The following is an 18,855-nucleotide window of genomic DNA, read 5'->3' as shown; positions in this document are numbered from 1 at the left end:
ACGGGCCATGACCGATATCCAGGAGTCGCTGCGCGAGATGATGGAGTGCGAGGGCGCGCTCGCGGCCTCGCTCGTCGACTATCTGAGCCGGATCACCCTGGGCGCTGTCCAGACCGCGCAGGGACCGGACCTGGAGAAGGTGGCCTACGGGGACACGGATGTGCTGCGGGCCAAGCTCTCCACTCTGGAGTTGCTCGGCTACACTCCGGAGCGCCTCGAGGACATCGTCGTCACACTGGACACCGAGTACCACGTGATCCGTCCGATCAGCCAGCGCGCCAGCCAGGGTGTCTTCCTCTTTCTGGTGGCTGACCGGGCGCGGGCGGATCTGGAGTCGGCGAGGGCCACGATGCGCGATGTGGCCCTCCGGCTCGATGTGTGAGCGTTGTGTGCGCGGGGCGCCACATATCGTGCCGATGTGTATCGCGGAGCGGAACGGGCACGGATCGTGCGGCACGAGGCTTCTCGATCGGAGGGGAGTAAATGGTAGGAAGGGTGCGTGGTCGGAGTTTTCGGTCGATCTAGGCTTGCCCCACACACCCCCTCCCGGACGCGTCTCCGCTCGCTCCTGAGCCTGCGCAGCTTGAGCGCGCGCAGTATCGCCGGGCAGGTTTTCGCTGTCCAAGTGCTGCTCGTATGCCTGCTCATCGTGGCCGCCACGACGGCGCTCATCCTCCAGGCCCGCATCGACAGCGAGCAGGAGGCACTCAACCGCGCCACCGCCGTCGCCCAGACCTTCGCCACCTCCCCGGGCACCGCGTCCGCGATGCGCACCGAGCATCCGACCACCCTGCTCCAGCCGCGGGCCGAGGAGACACGCAAGCGAGCCCATCTGGACTTCGTGGTCGTGGCGAACACCCACGGCATCCGCTACACCCACCCCAAGCCGCAGTACATCGGCAAGGAGGTCGTCGCCAACTGGCGGCCGGTGGTGAAGGGCAAGATCGTCACCGAGTCCGTACAGGGACCCCTCGGCCGGGAGGTCCAGGCCACCGTTCCGATCCCCAAGGGCGACGGCACCGTGGCCGGCGTGGTGTGCGCCGGGATGACCGCCGCCGATGTGAGCGGCCGGGTCGAGCGCCAGCTGCCGCTGGTCTTCGGCTCCGCCGCCGGTGCGCTCGCGCTCGCCACCGGTGGGACGGCGCTGGTGGGCGGGCGGCTGCGGCGGCAGACGCGAGGGCTCGGCCCCGCCCAGATGACCCGCATGTACGAGCACCACGACGCCGTTCTGCACTCCGTGAAGGAAGGCGTGCTCATCGTCGACGGCCACGGCCGCCTGGTCCTCGCCAACGACGAGGCCGTCCGGCTGCTCGACCTGCCCCCCAACGCCGAGGGCCGCCCCGTCACCGAACTCGGCATCGAGCCGCGCACGGCCGAGCTGCTCGCCTCGGGCCGGGTCGCCACCGACGAGGTGCACCTGGCCGGGGAGCGGCTGCTGGCCGTCAACCAGCGCTCCACCCGATGGGACGGCGGGATGTTCGGAAGCGTCGCCACGCTCCGCGACTCCACCGAACTGCGCGCGCTGTCCGGCAAGGCCGAAGTGGCGGAGCGGCGGCTGAGGCTGCTCTACGAGGCCGGTGCGAAGGTCGGCACCACCCTCGACGTCGTAAAGACCGCCGAGGAGCTGACCCGCTTCGCCGTCCCGTGGTTCGCCGACTTCGCCACCGTCGACCTCGTGGACCCCGTGCTGCGCGGCGACGAGCCCGTGGGCAGCGCCATGCGCCGCACCGCCACCTGTGGCATCCGGTCCGACCACCCGCTGTGGCGGGTCGGCAAGATGATCACCTACAGCGGCACCGTGCCCCAGGCGCTGGGCTTCGGCGCGGGCCGGCCGGTGCTCGAGGCGGATCTGCGGACCTACGAGGGATGGCAGGAGCAGGACCTCGAGCAGGCGACCAAGATCGTCAAGTATGGCATCCACTCCATGATCACCATCCCGCTGCGGGCGCGGGACGTCACCCTGGGCATCGCCACCTTCTGGCGCTCGGAGAAGTCCGAGCCGTTCGACGAGGACGACGTGGCGCTCACCGAGGAGCTGGTCGCGCGCGCCGCGGTCGCCATCGACAACGCCCGCCGCTACACCCGCGAACACGCGATGGCGGCCACCTTGCAGCGCAGCCTGCTGCCCCAGGGCCTGCCCGAACAGGACGCCATGGAGGTGGCCCACCGCTATCTGCCCGCCCGGGCCGGGGCCGGCGGCGACTGGTTCGACGTCATCCCGCTGCCCGGCTCCCGGGTCGCCCTCGCCGTCGGCGATGTCGTCGGCCACGGACTGCACGCCGCCGCCACCATGGGCCGGCTGCGCACCGCCGTGCACAACTTCTCCGCGCTCGACCTGCCGCCCGATGAGCTCCTGGCCCATCTCGACGAGCTGGTCAGCCGGTTCGACCAGGACCAGGCCGCCGCGGGCACCGACGCCCCGGGGATCAGCGGCGCCAGCTGTCTGTACGCCATCTACGACCCGGTCTCCGGCCGCTGCACGATGGCGGGCGCCGGCCACCCGGGCCCGGCGGTAGTGCTCCCCGACTCCACCGTGACCTTCCCCGACGTCCCCCTCGGCCCACCGCTGGGGCTGGGCGGTGAGCCCATCGAGACCGTCGATCTCGAGCTGCCCGAGGGCAGCCGGCTGGCGCTGTTCACCGACGGGCTGATCCGGGACCGCGGCCGGGACTTCGACGAGGGGCTCGGCGTGCTGCGCGCCACCCTCGCCGGACTGCCCGAACGCACTCCGGAGGAGACCTGCCAGGCCGTCTTCGACACCATGGCGTCCTCGCACCCCGGCGACGACATCGCCCTCCTCGTGGCCCGCACCCATCTGCTGGACCCCGGGCACGTCGCCGAGTGGGAGCTGCCCTCCGACCCCGCCGCGGTGGCCCGCATCCGCAACGAGGCCGCCGAGCAACTGAGCGCATGGGGGCTGGAGGAGGTCGGCTTCACCACCGAACTCATCCTCAGCGAGCTGATGACCAACGCCATCCGCTACGGATGCCGCCCCAGCCGGGTCCGGTTGCTGCGCGCCCGCACCCTCATCTGCGAGGTGGCGGACGGCTCCAGCACCTCGCCGCATCTGCGCCGCGCCGCCACCACCGACGAGGGCGGCCGAGGGCTCTTCCTGGTGGCCCAGTACGCCCAGCGCTGGGGGACCCGCTACACCCCCAACGGCAAGATCATCTGGGCCGAGCAGCCGCTGACCGCCCCGGTGGCACCGCTGGGCGAATGCACCGGCGACGACCTCCTCGACCAGTGGGCCGACATCCCCGGCTGACCCCGATTGGCGCCGAAGCCCCGTCAGACGACACCCTCATGGCGTAAAGCGCCGCTCACCACGGGCCGTTGGGCCCGGCGGCGCGATGGGCTACGGAGGAATGCGGCATGCGCAAGAGGCTGCGGGAGCGGCTGCGGTACTGGTTCGACGGGACGATGGACCGTGGCACCCCGGCCCTGATCGGCTGGCTGGGGCTGGCCTCACTGGCGCTGATCACCCTGGTCTCCGGGGCGGCGGTCGCCTTCGCCCACAAGGACACCGAGGAGAACGGCGGCTGGCCGGGCATCGTCTGGATGAGCCTGCTGCGCACCCTCGACCCGGGCACGATGGGCGGAGACAGCGGCCGGCCGCTGTTCCTCGTCCTCATGCTCACGGTGACCATCGGCGGCATCTTCATCGTCAGCGCGCTGATCGGTGTGCTGACCACCGGCCTGGAGGCCCGGATCCAGCAGCTGCGCAAGGGCACCTCACGGCTGATCGAGCACCACCACACCATTGTGCTGGGCTGGTCCGAGCAGGTCTTCACGGTGATAGCGGAGCTGGTGGAGGCCAACCAGAGCGAGCGGCGCTCATGTGTGGTGATCCTCGCCGACCGGGACAAGGTCGACATGGAGGACGAGATCCGGCGCCGCATCCCGGACACCGGCAAGACCCGGGTGGTCTGCCGCTCCGGCAATCCGCTCCAGCGCGGCGACCTGGAGCTGGTGAGCCCGGACAGCGCCAAGGCCATCATGGTGCTCTCGCCCGTCGGGGACGACAGCGACATCGACGTCATCAAGTCGCTGTTGCTGCTGAACAGCCGCACCTGGACCGGGCCCCGGCCCAATGTGGTGGCCGCCGTGCAGAGTTCGGCGAACCTGGCGGCCGCCCGGCTGGCCGCGGGGGACACCGCGCTGGTGATCGACGCCGATGACATCGCGGTCGGGCTGATCGTGCAGTCCCACCGCCAGTCCGGCCTCTCCACCGTCTTCAACGAACTGCTCAGCTTCGTCGGCAATGAGATCTACCCCTGGGACGAGCCCGCGCTGACCGGCGCCACCTACGGGGAGTCGCTGAACGCCTTCGAGCTCGGCGTGCCCATCGGCGTGCACCGCGCGGACGGCGAGGCGCTGGTCAACCCGCCCATGGACACCGTCATCGGGCCCGGGGACCGGCTGCTGATGGTCGCGGAGGACGATCTGCTCATCAAGGCCGCGGCCACCCGGCCCCGCGTCCTGCGCCCGGCGATGGCCGTGGCCGAGTTCCAGCCGCCGGTGCCGGACCGGACACTGCTCATCGGCTGGAACTCCCGCGCGGAGAAGATCATCGCGCAGCTCGACCTGCTGGTGAAACCCGGATCGGTGGTGGACATCGCCGCCGCCCGCCCGCCCCGGGAGGAGGCCGACCGGGACCTGAAGAACCTCACGGTCGGCTTCAAGTACTGCGAACCCACCCGCCGTCCGTCGCTGGAGGCGCTCGGGCTGGAGGGCTACCGCCACATCGTGGTGCTGACGGACGACGGAATCGACCCCGGCCGCGCCGACGACCGCACCCTGGTCACCCTGCTCCACCTGCGCGACATCGAGATCCAGCTGGGCGATCCGTACTCCATCGTCACCGAGATGCACGACGACGCCAACCGCGAGGTCGCGCAGGTCACCAAGGCCGACGACTTCATCGTCTCCACCAAGGTGATCAGCCTGCTGCTCACCCAGCTCACCGAGAACCGCCATCTGTACGCGGTCTTCGCCGACCTCTTCGACCCGGAGGGCTCCGAGATCTACCTCAAACCGGCGGCCAGCTATCTGATACCCGGCGCGGAGGCCAACTTCGCCACCGTCATCGAGGCCGCCCGCCAGCGCGGTGAGACGGCCATCGGCTACCGGCTGGCCCGGCACAGCGACGAGCCACCGCGCTACGGAGTCCACCTCAACCCGTCCAGGACCGCGCCGCTGACCCTGGAGGAGGGCGATACGGTCGTGGTCCTGGCCGAGGACTGAACGCGGGCGCGGGGCGTCAGCCGAGCGCGCGATGGGCGCCTGGGGTGTGGCCGAAGGCCCGGCGGAAGACATCGATGAAGGCGCTGCTGGACGCCCAGCCGCAGCGGTGGGCCACGGCCGTGACCGGGACGCCCTCGGCCAGCAGCCGCAGGGCGTGGTGCAGCCGCAGCTGGGTGCGCCACTGCGGGAAGGTCATCCCCAGCTCCGCCCCGCACAGCCGGGTCAGGGTGCGCTCGCCGACCCCGACCGCGGCGCCGAGCTGCCGCAGGGTCCGGCTGTCCGCCGGGTCGTCGTGGAGGAGGGCGCACACCGCCGCCAGGCGCGGATCCCTGGCGGCGGGCACATGCACCGGCTGCTCGGCACAGTGGCGGAGCTGATCGAGCAGTACGGCCCGCAGCCGGCGCCGTTCGGCACCGAGGTCCGCCGGCCGCGCGGTGTACTCGATGATCAGCTCGCGCAGCAGCGGGCCGACGCCGAGGACCGCGGGCTGCTCCAGCCGCAGCGGGTTGTCCGCCACCGCCAGCCCCACCAGATGGAGCTCGGTGGCGCCGTACGCGCGATGCTCATGGACGGTCCCGGCCGGGATCCACAGCGCCCGGTTGGCGGGCGCGATCCAGCTGCCCGCGTCGGTGGTGACCGCCAGTACCCCGCGCCCGGCGTAGGCGATCTGGTGCTCGTCATGCCGGTGCGCGTCGATGCCACCACCGGCGGGCAGCGGACGCTGGCCCGTCGTCGCCCGGGGAGTGTGGCGGATTCTCTCCATCGCGACCTCATGGTATCGGCCACCGGAGCCGGTGGCCGGGGCGTGGATTCCGCCACGGCCGTCAGCGGACGGTCAGCGCGCCGTCCACATTGACGCCGTCCACGTTCATGATGGTGCCGGTGGTCCACCCGGCTCGGGGGGAGGCGAGGAAGGCCGCCGCGGCGGCCACCTCATGGGGCTCGCCCGCCCGGCCCGGCGGACGGCCGTCCGGAGCGTGACCGGCTCCGTACCGCTCCCCGGCGGTCATCGCGACGAGCCGGTCCCGTTCACACGCCGGGGCGGGTACGGCGCCGGGGGCGATGCCGTTGACGCGGACCCCGGAGGGGCCAAGTTCATTGGCGAGCGCCCTGGTCATCGCGTTGATGGCGCCATGGGCGGCGGAGTAGGCCGCGGACGGGCGGTCGGCGGACGCCGTATGGGCCCAGTAGCTGCTGATGTTGATGATGCTGCCGCGCCCCTCGATGAGCGCGGGCAGCAGCGCCTGGGCGAGGAGGAAGGGCACCCGGACATTGTGGTGCAGCATGGCGTCGAAGGAGTCGGCCGAGGTCTGGGCGAGCGGGCTGAAATGCGCCGTGCCCGCGTTGTTGACCAGGGTGTCCACCCGCCCGGTGAGCGCGAGCACCTCACGCGCCGCGGTGGTCGCGGCGCCGGGGTCTGCCAGGTCCACGCGGAGTCCGCGTACGGTGGTGCCGTGTCCGGCCAGGGTGTGGCGGGCCCGCTCCAGCTTGTCCCCGTCATGGGCGAGCAGCACCAAGTCGGCGCCCTCCACCGCGAAGGCGTCCGCGATGGCGTAGCCGAGGCCCTCGCTGGCTCCTGTGATCACCGCGGTGGTGCCGGCGAGGTGGCTCATGCGCGGGCTCCCTTCGAGGTGTCGGTCCTGTAGCGGCGGCCTCCCTGAACGGACAGATCTTGTCCGATTGGATCTTCAGCGTATGTATCCGGACAGATTCTGTCCATTTGATCGTGCGTCGGCTCGCCGTACGACCGGCTCCGATGACACCTCCGTACCGCACACTGGGGTGTCATGGAGTTGCAGATCACCGCCACGTCGCCCGAGCATCCGGCGTCCCTGCTCGATCTGCCGTGGAACATCCCGCTGGAGGAGTGGCCGGAGGAGCATCTGGTCGCGCTGCCCCGGGGCATCTCCCGCCATGTCGTGCGGTTCGCGCAGGCGGGCGGCGAGATCGTGGCGGTCAAGGAGGTCGGCGAGTGGGCGGCGGTGCGCGAGTACGGGCTGCTGCGCGATCTGGACCGGCTCGCGGTCCCCGCGGTGGACGCGCTCGCGGTGGTGACCGGGCGCACCGACGAGCACGGCGAACCGCTGGAACCGGCGCTGATCACCCGCCATCTGGTGGGGTCGCAGCCGTATCGGTCGATGTTCCAGACGACCATGCGGCCCAGCACCATCAGCCGGCTGCTCGACGCGCTCGCCGTGCTGCTGGTGCGGTTGCATCTGGCCGGGTTCGCCTGGGGCGACTGCTCGCTGTCCAACACCCTCTTCCGGCGCGACGCGGGCGCGTACGCCGCCTATCTGGTGGACGCCGAGACCGGGCAGATCCAGCCGAGGCTCACCAGCGGACAGCGGGAGTACGACGTCGAGGTGGCGCGGGTGAACATCGCGGGCGAGCTGATGGACCTGGAGGCGAGCGGTTCGCTGCACCCCTCGGTCGACCCGGTGCTCTTCGGCCAGGCCATCGTCGAGCGCTACTGCGAGCTGTGGCATGAGCTGACCCGGCAGTCGGTCTATCCGCTCGCCCAGCGCCACGCCATCGACCAGCGGGTCCGGCGCCTGAACGACCTCGGGTTCGACGTCGCGGAGATGCAGATCGAGCGCTCACCCGACGGCGACACCGTCACCTTCGTGCCCAAGGTCGTGGACGCGGGCCACCACCAGCGGCAACTGCTGCGGCTGACCGGGCTCGACGCGGAGGAGAACCAGGCCCGCAGCCTCCTGAACGACCTCGAGACCTGGATGGCCACCCAGGACGACTACGCGCCCGGCGATCCGCTCGGCGCCCGCCCGGAGGTGCTCGCCCACCGGTGGGTCCGCGATGTCTTCCGGCCCACCGTGCGGACCGTGCCGAAGGAGCTGCGCGGTGCCACCGACACCGCGCAGATCTACTACGAACTGCTCGAACACCGCTGGCTGTTGTCCGAGCGTGCCGGCCGGGACGTGGGCCTGGACGCCACCGTCGAGGACTACATACGGACCGTCCTGACCCACCGGCCCAACGGCTGAACGCCCCGCGGGCGGGCGGGGGTTCAGGACTTCGCGGTCAGCACGTCCCGGATCGACGCGATCACCCGCGGCGCCTGGTCGTTGAGGTAGAAGTGGCCGCCGGAGTAGACCTGGAGGTCGAAGCCGCCGGTGGTGTGCTCGCCCCAGGCGCGGGCCTCCTCGACGGTGGCCTTGGGGTCGTCGTCCCCCACATGCGCGTGGATGGGCGTCGCCAGCCGCGGGCCGGGGGTGTAGCGGTAGGTCTCGGCCGCCTTGTAGTCGCTGCGGATCGCGGGCAGCACCATCCGGAGGATCTCGTCGTCGCCGAGGAGCGAGGTGTCGGTGCCGCTCAGGGCCTTCATCTCGGCGATCAGCCCGTCGTCGTCGCGGAGGTGGACGGACTCGTCGCGGTGGCAGGACGGGGCGCGCCGCCCCGACGCGAACAGCGCCACCGGCTGTACGCCCTTCTGCTCCAGGCGCAGGGCGACCTCGAAGCTCAGCGTGGCGCCCATGCTGTGGCCGAAAAACGCCACCGGCTTGTCCGTATAGGGCAGCAATTCAGGCACCAGCGCGTCGGCCAGTTCGGCGATGTTGTCTATGCACTTCTCGTTGCGCCGGTCCTGGCGCCCCGGGTACTGCACGGCGAGCACATCGATCGTGGGCGAGAGGGCCTTGGAGACGGGGAAGTAGTAGGAGGCGGACCCGCCGGCGTGGGGCAGGCAGACGAGTCGCGTCGCCGCGGTCGGCGCGGGGTGGAACTGCCTGATCCACAGGCTTGTGCCGGTGGGGTTTGCGGTCACGTGATGTCCTTTCCTGCCGCTCGCTCCGCGGCGGCTGTCGGGGTGGCTGTCACGCGCGTGCCTCGGTTCGCGCGCAGACCAGTAGACCACCCTGCCGGTCCCATCCGAGCTGCGGCCACCCCTATTTCGGCCTGGAGTCCCCTAGTATTTCCCTCGTGTCGGTCATGTGCGGGAGGCGGTGAGTCCGCCCCGTTCGGCCGTCCGCAGCGCCAGGGCCGCCAGCGCCTCGGGAGCCCCGGCCTGACCGCGGATTCCGGGAAAGGCGTTGATGTCCACGATCAGCGGCGCGCCACCGCCCGAGTCGATCAGATCCACGCCGTAGACGTCCAGCGAGAACGCCGGACCGACCCGGAGCACCGGATCCAGCCAGCCCGGTGGCAGCGCGTCCAGGGCCAGCGGCAGGTTCGGACCGCGGTCACCGGCCGCCAGCTCCGACCGGCGCAGCGCGGCGAACACCCGGCCCGCGACCACCCACAGCTTGTGGTCCCAGCCGTCGTTCGGGACGAAGTCCTGCACCACCACGGGCTCATCCGCCCAGTCCGCGGTCAGGGCACGCAGTTGTGCGGCGTCGTCCACGCGGGCCACCAGGTCATGGCGGCGGCTGTGACGGCTCTTGACGACGACGGGACGAGGCGGTGGCTCGGCCGCCAGTCCGGCGAGGGAGGCCACGGTACGGGTGGGGGCGAACGGCAGACCGGCGCGGAGCGCCCGTTCGGCCATCGCCGTCCGGTCCTGGCACCGCGCGGTGGCGGCGGCGGAGTTCACCACCGGGGCGCCACGCCGCTCCAGGGACCGGGCGAGCGCCAGCGCGGGCGGCGTCCGGGCCTTCAGCAGATAGACATCGGCGAGCTCGCCGGGAGAGGCGAGCTCCCCGGGGGAGGCGGGGTTGTCGGGGGAGGCGGGGCTGTCGGTGGAGGCCGGGCTGTCGTCGCCGCGCGGGTCGAGGGCCACCACCTCATGGCGGGAGGCCAGCAGAGCGCTGGCGTCGGCGAGGAGCTGATGGCCGGGGTCGGCGGTGATCAGGCCGATCCTCATCGGCCGCCGCTCACCGTGGCGGTCATCCGGCTCGTGGCCGTGGGCGGCTCCGGAGTGCGCACCGGCGGCTCGGCTCCGGTGAGGGCGCCGACGAGCGCGGACCCGGACCGGCCACCGCCCCCGCGCGCCAACTCCAGTACCGCGCGTCCCACCCGGGCCGCCGCGTCCGGCACCTCCTTGAAGCTGGGGAAGTCGTTCACATCGACGACCACCGGCCCGTCCGGGCCCAGCAGCACATCCACCCCGTACAGATCGAGGCCGTAGACCGCGCCGACCTCGGCGGCGATGGCGGCCACTTCGGCGGACAGCGGCACCCGGCGGCCGCGGGTGCCCCCGTCGGGGCCGAGCGGTGACCCCCGCTCGGTGGCGTACAACTCCCCGCCCACGCAGTACACCTTGAGGTCGATGCCCGAATTCGGCACATACGGCTGGGCGATGAGCATGCCCTCCGCCGCCAGCTCGGGGCGCAGCGCCCGCAGCAGGGCCGGGGTCGGCACCAGCCGTACGGCCCGCCCCGAGCTGCCGTCCGCGGGCTTGACCACCAGCGGGAACTCGGCCTCCGGTATCTCCTCCAGCGCCTCGGGCCTGGCCGCCGCGTAGGTGGGCGGCATCGGCAGGCCACGGCTGCGCCCGATGGCGGCCGCCAGGGCCTTGTCCCGTACACCGCGGATGGAGCGGGCGTCGTTGACGGTGGTCAGCCCGACCGCGGCCGCGGCCTCCAGCAGCGTCAGCCCGGGGCCTCCGGACACCGTCTTGAGCACCCAGGCGTCATGGCTGCCCGCCCGCACCGCGTCGGACATCCGCATCAGGGAACGACCCGGCCGGACCACGTCCACCTGGTGACCCCAGGCGGAGAGCTGACGGATCACCTCACGCGGCATGCCGTCATGGCGATAGCGCTCCTCCACCAGAAAGCAGAGTCTCATGGGCCTTCTTCCTCGTCACCGGACAGGTCCCCGGGCCGCTGCCGAGAGTGTCCGGCGCGCCATGGCTCCTCAGGATGTCATCCGCCGTTCTTTTACGATCTCCTGGGCCAACCCATGGCGGTCAGTGGCCCGTTCATCGGCCCCCGGATGGCACCTGTTTATCGCGCTAAGTTTGCTTTACTCTGCTGAATATGACGCTGACGCGCAGGGAGCGGGAAATACTCGCGCTGCTGCGGCGGGACCCGCTGGCCGGCGCCCAGTCCATCGCCGACGCCCTCGGGACCACGCGGGCCGCGGTCAATGTGCACCTGTCCAATCTGGGCAAGAAGGGCGCCATCCTGGGACGCGGCTACATCCTGCGCCAGGAGCACGCGGTGGTGGTCATCGGCGGGGCCAATGTGGACATCAAGGTGCGCAGCCTCGCCCCCGTGGCGTACCGCACCAGCAATCCGGGGCGGTCCCACACCAGCCCCGGCGGGGTGGCCCGGAACATCGCCGAGAACCTCGCCCGGCTGGGCACTCCGACCCATCTCATCGCCGCGGTGGGGCAGGACGCGGCGGGGGAGCGGCTGCTGAGCGACACCCAGGCCGCCGGGGTGCGGATCGAGCATGTGCACCGCGGACCGCATCCCACCGGCACCTATACGGCGGTGCTGGACGCCGACGGCGATCTGGTCGTGGCCATCGCCGACATGGCCGCCACCGACGCGCTGGCCCCCGAGCACCTCCACACCGCGCGGGAACTCATCGGCAACGCCGGTCTGCTGGTGCTGGACGGAAACCTGTCCACGCGGGTGCTCTCCTACGTCCTCGACATCGCCTCCGCCACCGGTGTCCAGACGCTGATCGATCCGGTGAGCGTCCCCAAGGCGGCGCTGCTGGCCCCGCTGTTCGCCGCCGGGCGGCCGGTCTTCGCCGTCACGCCGAACGTGGCGGAGCTGGCCGCGCTCACCGGGCGGGACCTCGAAGGGGCCATGGACGCGGACGACCCCGAGCTGCTCCGGGCCGTGGCCGCCCTCCACGAGCGCGGGGTGCGGCATGTGTGGGTGCGGCTCGGGGCCCGCGGCTCCCTGCTGAGCACCCTCGACGAGGGCCGGGTGCCGCTGGCGGCGCCACCGGCCGAGGTACGGGATGTCACCGGGGCCGGTGACGCGATGCTCGGCGCGTTCGCCCACGCCCTGCTCGGCGGCGCCGACCCGGTGGACGCCGCCCGCTACGGCCACGCCGCCGCCGCGCTGACCGTGGCCACCCCCGCCACCGTACGACCCGACCTGACCCCGCGTCTGATCGAGGACGCGCTCGACGCCACGCTGCGGAGGACCACATGACCACCCCCCACCCCCGGCTGACCCTCACCGAGGAGGTCGCGGAGGCCCTGCTCGACGGCCGTCCCGTGGTCGCGCTGGAGTCCACGATCATCAGCCACGGCATGCCGTATCCGCAGAACGTCGAGATGGCCACCGAGGTCGAGGAGATCATCCGCGCCGAGGGCGCGGTCCCCGCCACCATCGCCGTCCTCCACGGCAGGCCGCGCGCCGGCCTGGACCGGGCCGGCCTCGAACTGCTCGCCACCAGCCCCGAGGTGGGCAAGGTCAGCGTGCGCGACCTCGCCCATGTCATCGCGCGCGGCGGCCATGGCGCGACCACCGTGGCGTCCACCATGCGGCTCGCCGCGCTCGCCGGGATCCGGGTCTTCGTCACCGGCGGCATCGGCGGAGTGCACCGGGGAGCGGAGCGGTCCTTCGACATCAGTGCCGATCTCACCGAGCTCGCCACCACCCCGGTGGCCGTCATCAGCGCCGGGGTCAAGAGCATCCTCGACATCGGACTGACCCTGGAGAAGCTGGAGACCCTGGGCGTTCCGGTGCTCACCTACGGCACCGACGACTTCCCCGCCTTCTACTCCCGGGTGAGCGGCTTCCGCTCCCCGCTGCGCGTCGACTCACCCGAGGAGATCGCCGCCACCATGCGCGCCCAGTGGGAGCTGGGGATGACGGCGGGGCTGAGCATCGCCAACCCGGTCCCCGAGGCCGAGGAGATCCCCGCGGACCGGATGGACGGCATCATCGAGCGGGCCCTCGCCGAGATGGCGGACGCGGGGATCGGCGGCAAGGACGCGACCCCGTATCTGCTGGGCCGGATCGTGGAGTTGACGGAGGGTGAGAGCCTGCGGACCAATATCGCCCTCGTCAAGAACAACGCACGGCTCGGGGCGCGGATCGCGATCCACTACGCGGCCGGGGCGTAAGGCTCCCACGTCGGGGGCCCGATAATCGATTGCCGACTTGAGGGGGCCGGTGCTGGGGTGGGCGCATGGACCGTGATGTGGTGCGTGAGCTGTACGACCGGGAGATGAGACAGGGTGCGCGGGCCGACGGCCCCGGCGTCCGGGTCGAGCGGGTGGGCGCGGTGGTGCGGCAGACCGGTGGCCGCGACGACTGGAACGGCGTCCTGTGGTCGGATCTGGACGACGCCACCGCCGATGCGGCGATCGCCGCGCAGATACGGCACTTCGGGGGCGCGGACCGCGCGTTCGAGTGGAAGCTGTACGCGCACGACCGCCCCGGCGACCTCGGCGAACGGCTCCGGGCCGCCGGATTCGTCCCCGAGCCCGAGGAGACGCTGATGGTCGCCCACGTGGCGGACCTGGACACCGCCGTCGAACCGCCCCGGGGCGTCCGGCTGCTCCCGGTGACCGACGCGGCCGGTGTGGAACGGGTGGTGGACGTCCATGAGCGGGCGTTCGGCGACGACGGCACCGCCCTCCGGCACCGGCTCCTCGCCCAGCTCGCCGAGGACCCGGACACGGTCGCCGCGGTGGTGGCCATGGACGGCGACCGGCCGGTCAGCGCGGCGCGGGTGGAACTGCCGCCGGGGGCGCCGTTCGCCGGGCTCTGGGGCGGCGGCACGGTGCCGGAGTGGCGCGGCCGGGGCGTCTACCGCGCCCTGGTCGCGTTCCGGGCCCGTATCGCCGCCGACCGCGGCTGTCGCTATCTCCAGGTGGACGCGTCCGACCTGAGCCGCCCGATCCTGCGCCGGCTCGGCTTCGTGCCCCTGACCACCACCACGCCGTACGTCTACCGGGCCTGACGCCGGCCGGGGCCGGGGGCGGAGGTGGCTGGGGCCTTGTCGGTGGGGTGTTCTACGGTCTGGCCATGACGACCTCCGATGATGTCCGTGCCATCGCCCTGTCGCTGCCGGAGACCACAGAGAAGATCGCCTGGTCGATGCCCACCTTCAGGGTCGCCGGGAAGATGTTCGCCACCCTGCCCGAGGACGAGACCTCGATGGCGGTCAGATGTCCCAAGGTGGAGCGGGAGGAGCTGGTGCTGGCGGAGCCGGAGAAGTTCTGGGTCGCCGCCCATGAGGCGAGTTCGGCCTGGGTGCGGGTGCGGCTCGCCGCGCTGGACGACCTCGATGAGCTGCGGGACATCCTGCTGGACTCCTGGCGGCAGGCCGCACCGGCCGCATTGCTCGAATGATCACACCACGCGGCCCATGATTCCTCGAAATGTGGCGTTATGGACGTTCGAGCGGATAACCGACACGGGTGAAAGTCTGGACTTTTCCCGGTAATCGGAGTGCTGTCTTCCGCTGTGCGGGGTTCCCTGGAGGGGGATCAGCGAGGGAGGCCGCATGGTGCACGGCGGCAGGACGAACCGCCCCGCGGTGTGCGGCGGCCCGTGCGCGGCCGCCGTCCTTCTGCTGCTGGCGGCCACACTGCTGCACGCCGTGCTGGCCCTGGGGGTCGTCCGCGCGTCGCCGTCCACCGGGCCGGAGCGGTGCGCGGCCGGGAAGGCCGGGGCGGCCGGAGCGGCCGGAGCGGCCGGAGCGGCCGGGGTGCCGGACCGGGCCCCGGCCCCGTCCGATCCCGGTGACGCAGGGGCTCCCGCGTCACCGGGCGCGGGGGCTCCCGCCTCGGTCCGGGCCCTCGGCGCGTCCGCCCCCGCGGGTGCTCCCGGTCCCGTCACCCCCGCTCCGCCGGTGCCGGAGGCCGAGGACGAGCGCCCCGCCTCCTCGGCGTCGGCCGTGTACTCCGCCCGGGACGGCGCCGGGCATCCGGCCCGGCACGCCGGGCGGGTGGCTCACGGCGCCTCGTTCGGCGCCCATCGCTCCCTCTCGACGTCCCTCGGCCCCCTCGTGCTCGGCGCCGTCCGTGGTCGGCCCGCCGACCCGGCGCCGGGCGTCGGCGCGTTCGGCGCCGGGGGCGACGTCCCGGCCGGCCGGCTCTCCTCGCGGACCGTCGTTCTGCGCTGCTGACCGGGCCCGGGCCGTCCGTCATCCCGTTTCCGCGTGCCCCGCGGATCCCGGATGCGGTCCGGCCTGCCCGCCCAGCCGTAGGACGTCCGAGACCGCAGGAGTATCCGCATGCCCATCGATGTCTATGCCGCCATGCGCGCGATGCTGCGCGCGGAAGCCACCCGGCGCCCCGTCACCCCGCGGGTCGGCACCGCCGATCCGTCGCCGCCCGCGGTGGACCCGGCCGCCCCCGGGCCGGGTGACCCCACCGTTCGGGGCGCGTCCGCCGAGGAGGCCGTACCGGCTCCGCCGACCGCACCGGCTCCCGTATCGGCTCCCTCCGGCGCACCGCGTCCCGTCCGCCGGGCTCGCCGCTCCCGGTACCTGTCGCGCTGCCGCGCCGTGCTGCGCGCCGTACGCCACGCCGTGTCGTCCTGCTTCGCCGGGCGCGCGTCACGACCGGGCCGGTGACACACAAGGCCGGTGAGACCGGGCCGTCGACCCCCGGCCGTTGACCGGTCACTGGTGGACACCCGGCCGTTGACCGGCCGCCGACGGAGGGGAGCCGGAAGCACGGGTGCCGGGAGGTCACACCGGCCCGTCGCTCCGTCCGCCCTCCGGTGAATCCCCGCTCGAGAGCAACCGCTCGCGCTGCGCCACGGCCCAGGCGTAGCCGGGATTCAGGGCCACCGCGCGCTCCAGGTCCGCCAGCGCCGCCGCGCGTCTGCCCAGGGCCTCGTTGGCCATCGCGCGGCTCCCCAGGGCCCAGGCGTAGCCGGGGTCGAGGGCCAGCGCCCGGTCGTACTCCGCGATGGCCTCCTCGTAGTGGCCCGCGAAGCGGTGGACGTCGCCGCGCTCGCCGAGCGTTCCCGGGATGCCCGGCTCCAGCGCCTCCACCCGGTCCAGGTCCTCCAGCGCGCCCGCGGTGTCCCCCAGGGTGCTGCGGACCCGGGCCCGCCGGAGCAGTGCCCAGGCGTAGTCGCCGTGTCGCTCGATGGCCCGGTCCAGGTCCGCCAGGGCCTCCTGGATCCGGCCGAGCGCCATCTTGGTCTGGCCACGGCTGCCCAGGGCCACATGGTCCGCCGGATCGGCCTCGATCACCGGGTCGAGCCGGGCCAGCGCCTCCTCGTACCGGCCCGCCCGGCGGCAGGTCTCCCCGCGCTCCCGCTGCACCCAGGTCGAGCCCGGCTCCAGCGCGTCCACCCGGTCCAGCGCGTCCATCGCCGCGGTGAACTCCCCGGTCGCCCGGTGGACCACGGCACGCCCGAAGTGCGCGCGCACATTCCCGGGGTCCAGCTCGATGGCCCGGTGGAAGTCCCCCAGCGCCCCGTCGAACTCCTCGACCGAACGGCGGTGCCAGCCCCGTACGACGAGGGCCGCGACCCGGGCGGCGGTGTCCAGCCCGCCCCGGGCCAGCAGCAGCCCCATCGCGTCGATACCGCGCCGCCGTTCGTCCGTCAGCGCCTCCACCAGGTGCCGCCCCCAGGTGCGCACCGCGTCCGAGTCGGCGTCCTCGCCCGCCTCGACCAGGGTGGTCGCCCAGCGCCGGGCCACCGCGGGGCCCGCGTCACAGGCGCCGATCCCGTCCCGCAGCGCTCCGGGCAGCGCCGCCGACGGCCGTCCGCACAGCAGGTGGTACCACTCCTCCAGGCGCGGTCCGCTCCAGGCGTCCAGCCGCCATCCGTCGTGCGGGTCGAGCCCTCCGGCGGCCGCCTCCCGCCATCCGGCGAAGGTCTCCGCCAGCCGGGTGTGCGCCGCGCTCCACCGCTGCGGTGAGGTGGTCCGCTGGAGCCGCAGCATGGGGGCGCGCACCACATCGTGGTAGCGGGCCGCGCCGTCGCGGTCGCCGATGAACGGCAGCGACCGCAGCCAGCCGAACAGCCCGGCCCCGTCGGCGTCCACCGCGGCCCTGAAGACGTCCTCGTTCAGCCGCCGGGGCAGCGCCCCCGCCAGGGCGGCGGAGCGGCGCACCGGATCGCGCTCCCACTTCAGGAACCGGTCGACGGCGGTGGCGCTGGGGTCGCCCAGATCGCCATCGGTCCCGGGGTTCTCGGCGAGGGTGGACACCAGGACCGGCAGCCGGCCGGAGAGCCGCAGCACCTCCCGCACCACCGGCTCATCGGTGATCCCCTTGGCGGTCAGCAGTTGCCGGGCCTCCGCGTCCGTGAACGGCTCCAGCGGCAGCTCCGCGACCACATCGGCCAGATCGCCCCAGCAGCCGGGGTCCAGCCGGGTCTGCCCGGCCAGCACCAGCACGGTGTTGGCGGGGAGGACGCCGAGGCGTTCGCTGGTGAGCAGGGTGCGCAGCCAGGGGTCGAGCAGCGGTCCCAGGCGCTCGTAGGTGTCGAAGAGCAGCACCAGCCACGGCACCGCCGCGGCCGCCTCCGACAACTCTCTGACCAGCAGCGGCGACAGCGTCTCCACCGGGTCCAGCACCAGCTGGACGTCCTTGTGGTCGCGGAACCGCGAGCTGAGCGCCGCCCGCAGCCGGTCGGTGCTCTCGGCCAGCGGCACCGGATCGACGGCGCCCGCCAGCGCCCCGACCCCCGGCACCAGGCCGAGCCCCGCGAGACCCGCCCGCGCGGCGGCCATACTGCCGGTGCTGGGCCCCTGCCGCTCGCCCTCCGCCGGTGCCGACTCCGCCTCGTGGCGGCGCTGCCGATAGGTGGCGAGCCGACGGTCGAAGGCCGTCAACTCCCGCCCCTGGCGGGCGAATTGCTCACTGATGGCGGCCATCGCCTCGGGTACGGAGCTCGCCGTCTCGTCGATCCGGGCGGTGAGCGCGCCGTACTCCTGGCGGGCGGTCTGCTCCAGCCGGCGCGTCAGCCAGGTCTTGCCCACGCCCGCGTGGCCCCGCACATGGAAGACGAAACGATGCCGCGCGTCCTCCGGCGGCAGCCCGAAATTCTCCCGGAACGCGTCCAGTTCCCGGCGCCGGCCCACGAATCCGGCGTTCCTGCGCCGCTGGATCAGCTCCTGCATCGACGGCCGTGCCCGCCCCATCGGCCCCTCCTCCCCTCGGGATCCAGTCTGCCAGCACGGTCGGCGGACGGGCTTATTGCGTACGATGCGCAGGTGCCCAGCTACCGCATCAGAACCGCGACCCCCGACGACCTCGACGCCGCCCGTGGCGTGATGCTCGACACCGTCTACCGCGACTTCGGAACCGGCTATGTGCCGCACTGGCACGCCGACATCATCGATCCCGCCGCCGCGTATCTGGACGGCGCGCGCCACACGTTGCTGGTCGCGGTGGACGGCGGTGACGGCGCGGTCGTGGCGACCGCCGCGCTCGACTCCCGGGGCCCGGCCCATCCGCCCAACCCGCCGTGGCTGGCCGCGCGTTATCCGTCGGGCGAGACCGCCCAGCTGCGCCGGGTCTATGTGCGCCCCGAGCACCGGCGCCACGGGCTGGCCCGGCGGCTGGTGGGTGCGCTGCTGGACTTCGCCGCGGCGGACGGCGGCTATCGCGCGGTCTATCTGCACACCGATCCGGCGGTGCCGGGCGCCGAGCCGTTCTGGCGGTCCCTGGCGAAGGTCGTCTGCGATGAGCGGGAGGCGCCCGGGGGCGGTCAGGGCATCGTCCACTTCGAGGTGCCCATGACCCCCGGGGCACCCTGAGCCTTATGG

The 18,855-nt window shown here is 72.9% G+C and carries 17 protein-coding genes; 11 read left to right on the top strand and 6 right to left on the bottom strand.

Annotated elements, in window-relative coordinates; all coding sequences use genetic code 11:
• Positions 1-7: 7 nt before the first annotated feature.
• The 3 genes from ACT2CW_RS05515 (at position 8) to ACT2CW_RS05505 (ending at position 5,244) form a co-directional block, all read left to right on the top strand.
• Positions 8-382 carry a hypothetical protein gene (locus ACT2CW_RS05515; protein WP_445515736.1) on the top strand — a complete coding sequence of 125 codons (375 nt, stop codon included), beginning with the start codon at positions 8-10 and terminating at the stop codon, positions 380-382.
• 192 nt (positions 383-574) lie between these two features.
• Positions 575-3,265 (top strand): SpoIIE family protein phosphatase, encoded by a 2,691-nt coding sequence (locus tag ACT2CW_RS05510; protein ID WP_445516217.1) that lies wholly within the window; start codon positions 575-577, stop codon positions 3,263-3,265.
• Positions 3,266-3,372: 107 nt separating this feature from the next.
• On the top strand, positions 3,373-5,244 hold the full coding sequence (locus tag ACT2CW_RS05505) for a CASTOR/POLLUX-related putative ion channel (RefSeq protein ID WP_445515735.1): 1,872 nt from the start codon (positions 3,373-3,375) through the stop codon (positions 5,242-5,244).
• A 16-nt stretch (positions 5,245-5,260) separates the two neighbouring features.
• On the opposite strand, the gene ACT2CW_RS05500 is transcribed toward ACT2CW_RS05505, so the two are convergent.
• Complete coding sequence (locus ACT2CW_RS05500) at positions 5,261-6,007, bottom strand: AraC family transcriptional regulator (RefSeq protein WP_445515734.1); 747 nt, start codon at positions 6,005-6,007, stop codon at positions 5,261-5,263.
• Between the two features lie 61 nt (positions 6,008-6,068).
• Positions 6,069-6,857, bottom strand: coding sequence for an SDR family NAD(P)-dependent oxidoreductase (locus tag ACT2CW_RS05495; RefSeq protein ID WP_445515733.1), 789 nt, complete (start codon positions 6,855-6,857; stop codon positions 6,069-6,071).
• Between the two features lie 174 nt (positions 6,858-7,031).
• Here ACT2CW_RS05495 and ACT2CW_RS05490 point away from each other — a divergent pair, with 174 nt between their 5' ends.
• Entirely contained in the window at positions 7,032-8,246 is a 1,215-nt protein-coding gene (locus ACT2CW_RS05490; RefSeq protein WP_445515732.1) for a DUF4032 domain-containing protein, read from the top strand.
• A gap of 23 nt (positions 8,247-8,269) precedes the next feature.
• Here the strand turns inward: ACT2CW_RS05490 and ACT2CW_RS05485 are convergent, their stop codons facing one another.
• From ACT2CW_RS05485 to ACT2CW_RS05475, 3 genes are all read right to left on the bottom strand, one after another.
• Positions 8,270-9,025, bottom strand: a complete 756-nt coding sequence (locus ACT2CW_RS05485; protein ID WP_182474027.1) for a thioesterase II family protein — start codon at positions 9,023-9,025, stop codon at positions 8,270-8,272.
• 162 nt (positions 9,026-9,187) lie between these two features.
• Positions 9,188-10,060: an ATP-grasp domain-containing protein gene (locus ACT2CW_RS05480; protein ID WP_445515731.1), complete on the bottom strand. Its 873-nt coding sequence runs from the start codon at positions 10,058-10,060 to the stop codon at positions 9,188-9,190.
• Positions 10,057-10,986 carry an ATP-grasp domain-containing protein gene (locus ACT2CW_RS05475; RefSeq protein ID WP_445515730.1) on the bottom strand — a complete coding sequence of 310 codons (930 nt, stop codon included), beginning with the start codon at positions 10,984-10,986 and terminating at the stop codon, positions 10,057-10,059. The genes ACT2CW_RS05480 and ACT2CW_RS05475 overlap by 4 nt, the downstream gene beginning before the upstream one ends.
• A 191-nt stretch (positions 10,987-11,177) precedes the next feature.
• Between ACT2CW_RS05475 and ACT2CW_RS05470 the strand changes: the two genes are divergently transcribed.
• From ACT2CW_RS05470 to ACT2CW_RS05445, 6 genes are all read left to right on the top strand, one after another.
• The gene (locus ACT2CW_RS05470) at positions 11,178-12,314 is read left to right on the top strand and encodes a PfkB family carbohydrate kinase (protein WP_445515729.1); all 1,137 of its coding nucleotides are present in this window, start codon (positions 11,178-11,180) and stop codon (positions 12,312-12,314) included.
• Positions 12,311-13,234 carry a pseudouridine-5'-phosphate glycosidase gene (locus ACT2CW_RS05465; protein WP_138910686.1) on the top strand — a complete coding sequence of 308 codons (924 nt, stop codon included), beginning with the start codon at positions 12,311-12,313 and terminating at the stop codon, positions 13,232-13,234. The genes ACT2CW_RS05470 and ACT2CW_RS05465 overlap by 4 nt, the downstream gene beginning before the upstream one ends.
• Positions 13,235-13,299: 65 nt before the next feature.
• Positions 13,300-14,076: a GNAT family N-acetyltransferase gene (locus ACT2CW_RS05460; protein ID WP_445515728.1), complete on the top strand. Its 777-nt coding sequence runs from the start codon at positions 13,300-13,302 to the stop codon at positions 14,074-14,076.
• A gap of 65 nt (positions 14,077-14,141) precedes the next feature.
• Complete coding sequence (locus ACT2CW_RS05455) at positions 14,142-14,468, top strand: MmcQ/YjbR family DNA-binding protein (RefSeq protein ID WP_086881029.1); 327 nt, start codon at positions 14,142-14,144, stop codon at positions 14,466-14,468.
• A gap of 154 nt (positions 14,469-14,622) precedes the next feature.
• Positions 14,623-15,246, top strand: a complete 624-nt coding sequence (locus ACT2CW_RS05450; RefSeq protein ID WP_445515727.1) for a hypothetical protein — start codon at positions 14,623-14,625, stop codon at positions 15,244-15,246.
• A 108-nt stretch (positions 15,247-15,354) separates the two neighbouring features.
• Entirely contained in the window at positions 15,355-15,696 is a 342-nt protein-coding gene (locus ACT2CW_RS05445; protein ID WP_445515726.1) for a hypothetical protein, read from the top strand.
• A gap of 117 nt (positions 15,697-15,813) precedes the next feature.
• Here ACT2CW_RS05445 and ACT2CW_RS05440 read toward each other — a convergent pair whose 3' ends face one another.
• Positions 15,814-18,228, bottom strand: a complete 2,415-nt coding sequence (locus tag ACT2CW_RS05440) for a tetratricopeptide repeat protein (RefSeq protein WP_445515725.1) — start codon at positions 18,226-18,228, stop codon at positions 15,814-15,816.
• Positions 18,229-18,360: 132 nt separating this feature from the next.
• Between ACT2CW_RS05440 and ACT2CW_RS05435 the strand changes: the two genes are divergently transcribed.
• Positions 18,361-18,846 (top strand): GNAT family N-acetyltransferase, encoded by a 486-nt coding sequence (locus ACT2CW_RS05435; protein WP_445516216.1) that lies wholly within the window; start codon positions 18,361-18,363, stop codon positions 18,844-18,846.
• The last annotated feature ends 9 nt before the right edge of the window (positions 18,847-18,855 follow it).

The organism is Streptomyces sp. NEAU-174 (assembly GCF_052665095.1).
The sequence above is the reverse complement of the archived record's forward strand: the minus strand, read 5'-3'. Positions and strand labels throughout refer to the sequence as shown.

Coding starts and splice junctions, on each gene's coding strand:
- ACT2CW_RS05445 (WP_445515726.1), top strand. CDS start 15,355: ATGCCCATCGATGTCTATGCCGCCATGCGCGCGATGCTGCGCGCGGAA.
- ACT2CW_RS05500 (WP_445515734.1), bottom strand. CDS start 6,007: ATGGAGAGAATCCGCCACACTCCCCGGGCGACGACGGGCCAGCGTCCG.
- ACT2CW_RS05440 (WP_445515725.1), bottom strand. CDS start 18,228: ATGGGGCGGGCACGGCCGTCGATGCAGGAGCTGATCCAGCGGCGCAGG.
- ACT2CW_RS05475 (WP_445515730.1), bottom strand. CDS start 10,986: ATGAGACTCTGCTTTCTGGTGGAGGAGCGCTATCGCCATGACGGCATG.
- ACT2CW_RS05515 (WP_445515736.1), top strand. CDS start 8: ATGACCGATATCCAGGAGTCGCTGCGCGAGATGATGGAGTGCGAGGGC.
- ACT2CW_RS05490 (WP_445515732.1), top strand. CDS start 7,032: ATGGAGTTGCAGATCACCGCCACGTCGCCCGAGCATCCGGCGTCCCTG.
- ACT2CW_RS05435 (WP_445516216.1), top strand. CDS start 18,361: ATGCTCGACACCGTCTACCGCGACTTCGGAACCGGCTATGTGCCGCAC.
- ACT2CW_RS05480 (WP_445515731.1), bottom strand. CDS start 10,060: ATGAGGATCGGCCTGATCACCGCCGACCCCGGCCATCAGCTCCTCGCC.
- ACT2CW_RS05505 (WP_445515735.1), top strand. CDS start 3,373: ATGCGCAAGAGGCTGCGGGAGCGGCTGCGGTACTGGTTCGACGGGACG.
- ACT2CW_RS05495 (WP_445515733.1), bottom strand. CDS start 6,857: ATGAGCCACCTCGCCGGCACCACCGCGGTGATCACAGGAGCCAGCGAG.
- ACT2CW_RS05465 (WP_138910686.1), top strand. CDS start 12,311: ATGACCACCCCCCACCCCCGGCTGACCCTCACCGAGGAGGTCGCGGAG.
- ACT2CW_RS05455 (WP_086881029.1), top strand. CDS start 14,142: ATGACGACCTCCGATGATGTCCGTGCCATCGCCCTGTCGCTGCCGGAG.
- ACT2CW_RS05450 (WP_445515727.1), top strand. CDS start 14,623: ATGGTGCACGGCGGCAGGACGAACCGCCCCGCGGTGTGCGGCGGCCCG.
- ACT2CW_RS05460 (WP_445515728.1), top strand. CDS start 13,300: ATGGACCGTGATGTGGTGCGTGAGCTGTACGACCGGGAGATGAGACAG.
- ACT2CW_RS05470 (WP_445515729.1), top strand. CDS start 11,178: ATGACGCTGACGCGCAGGGAGCGGGAAATACTCGCGCTGCTGCGGCGG.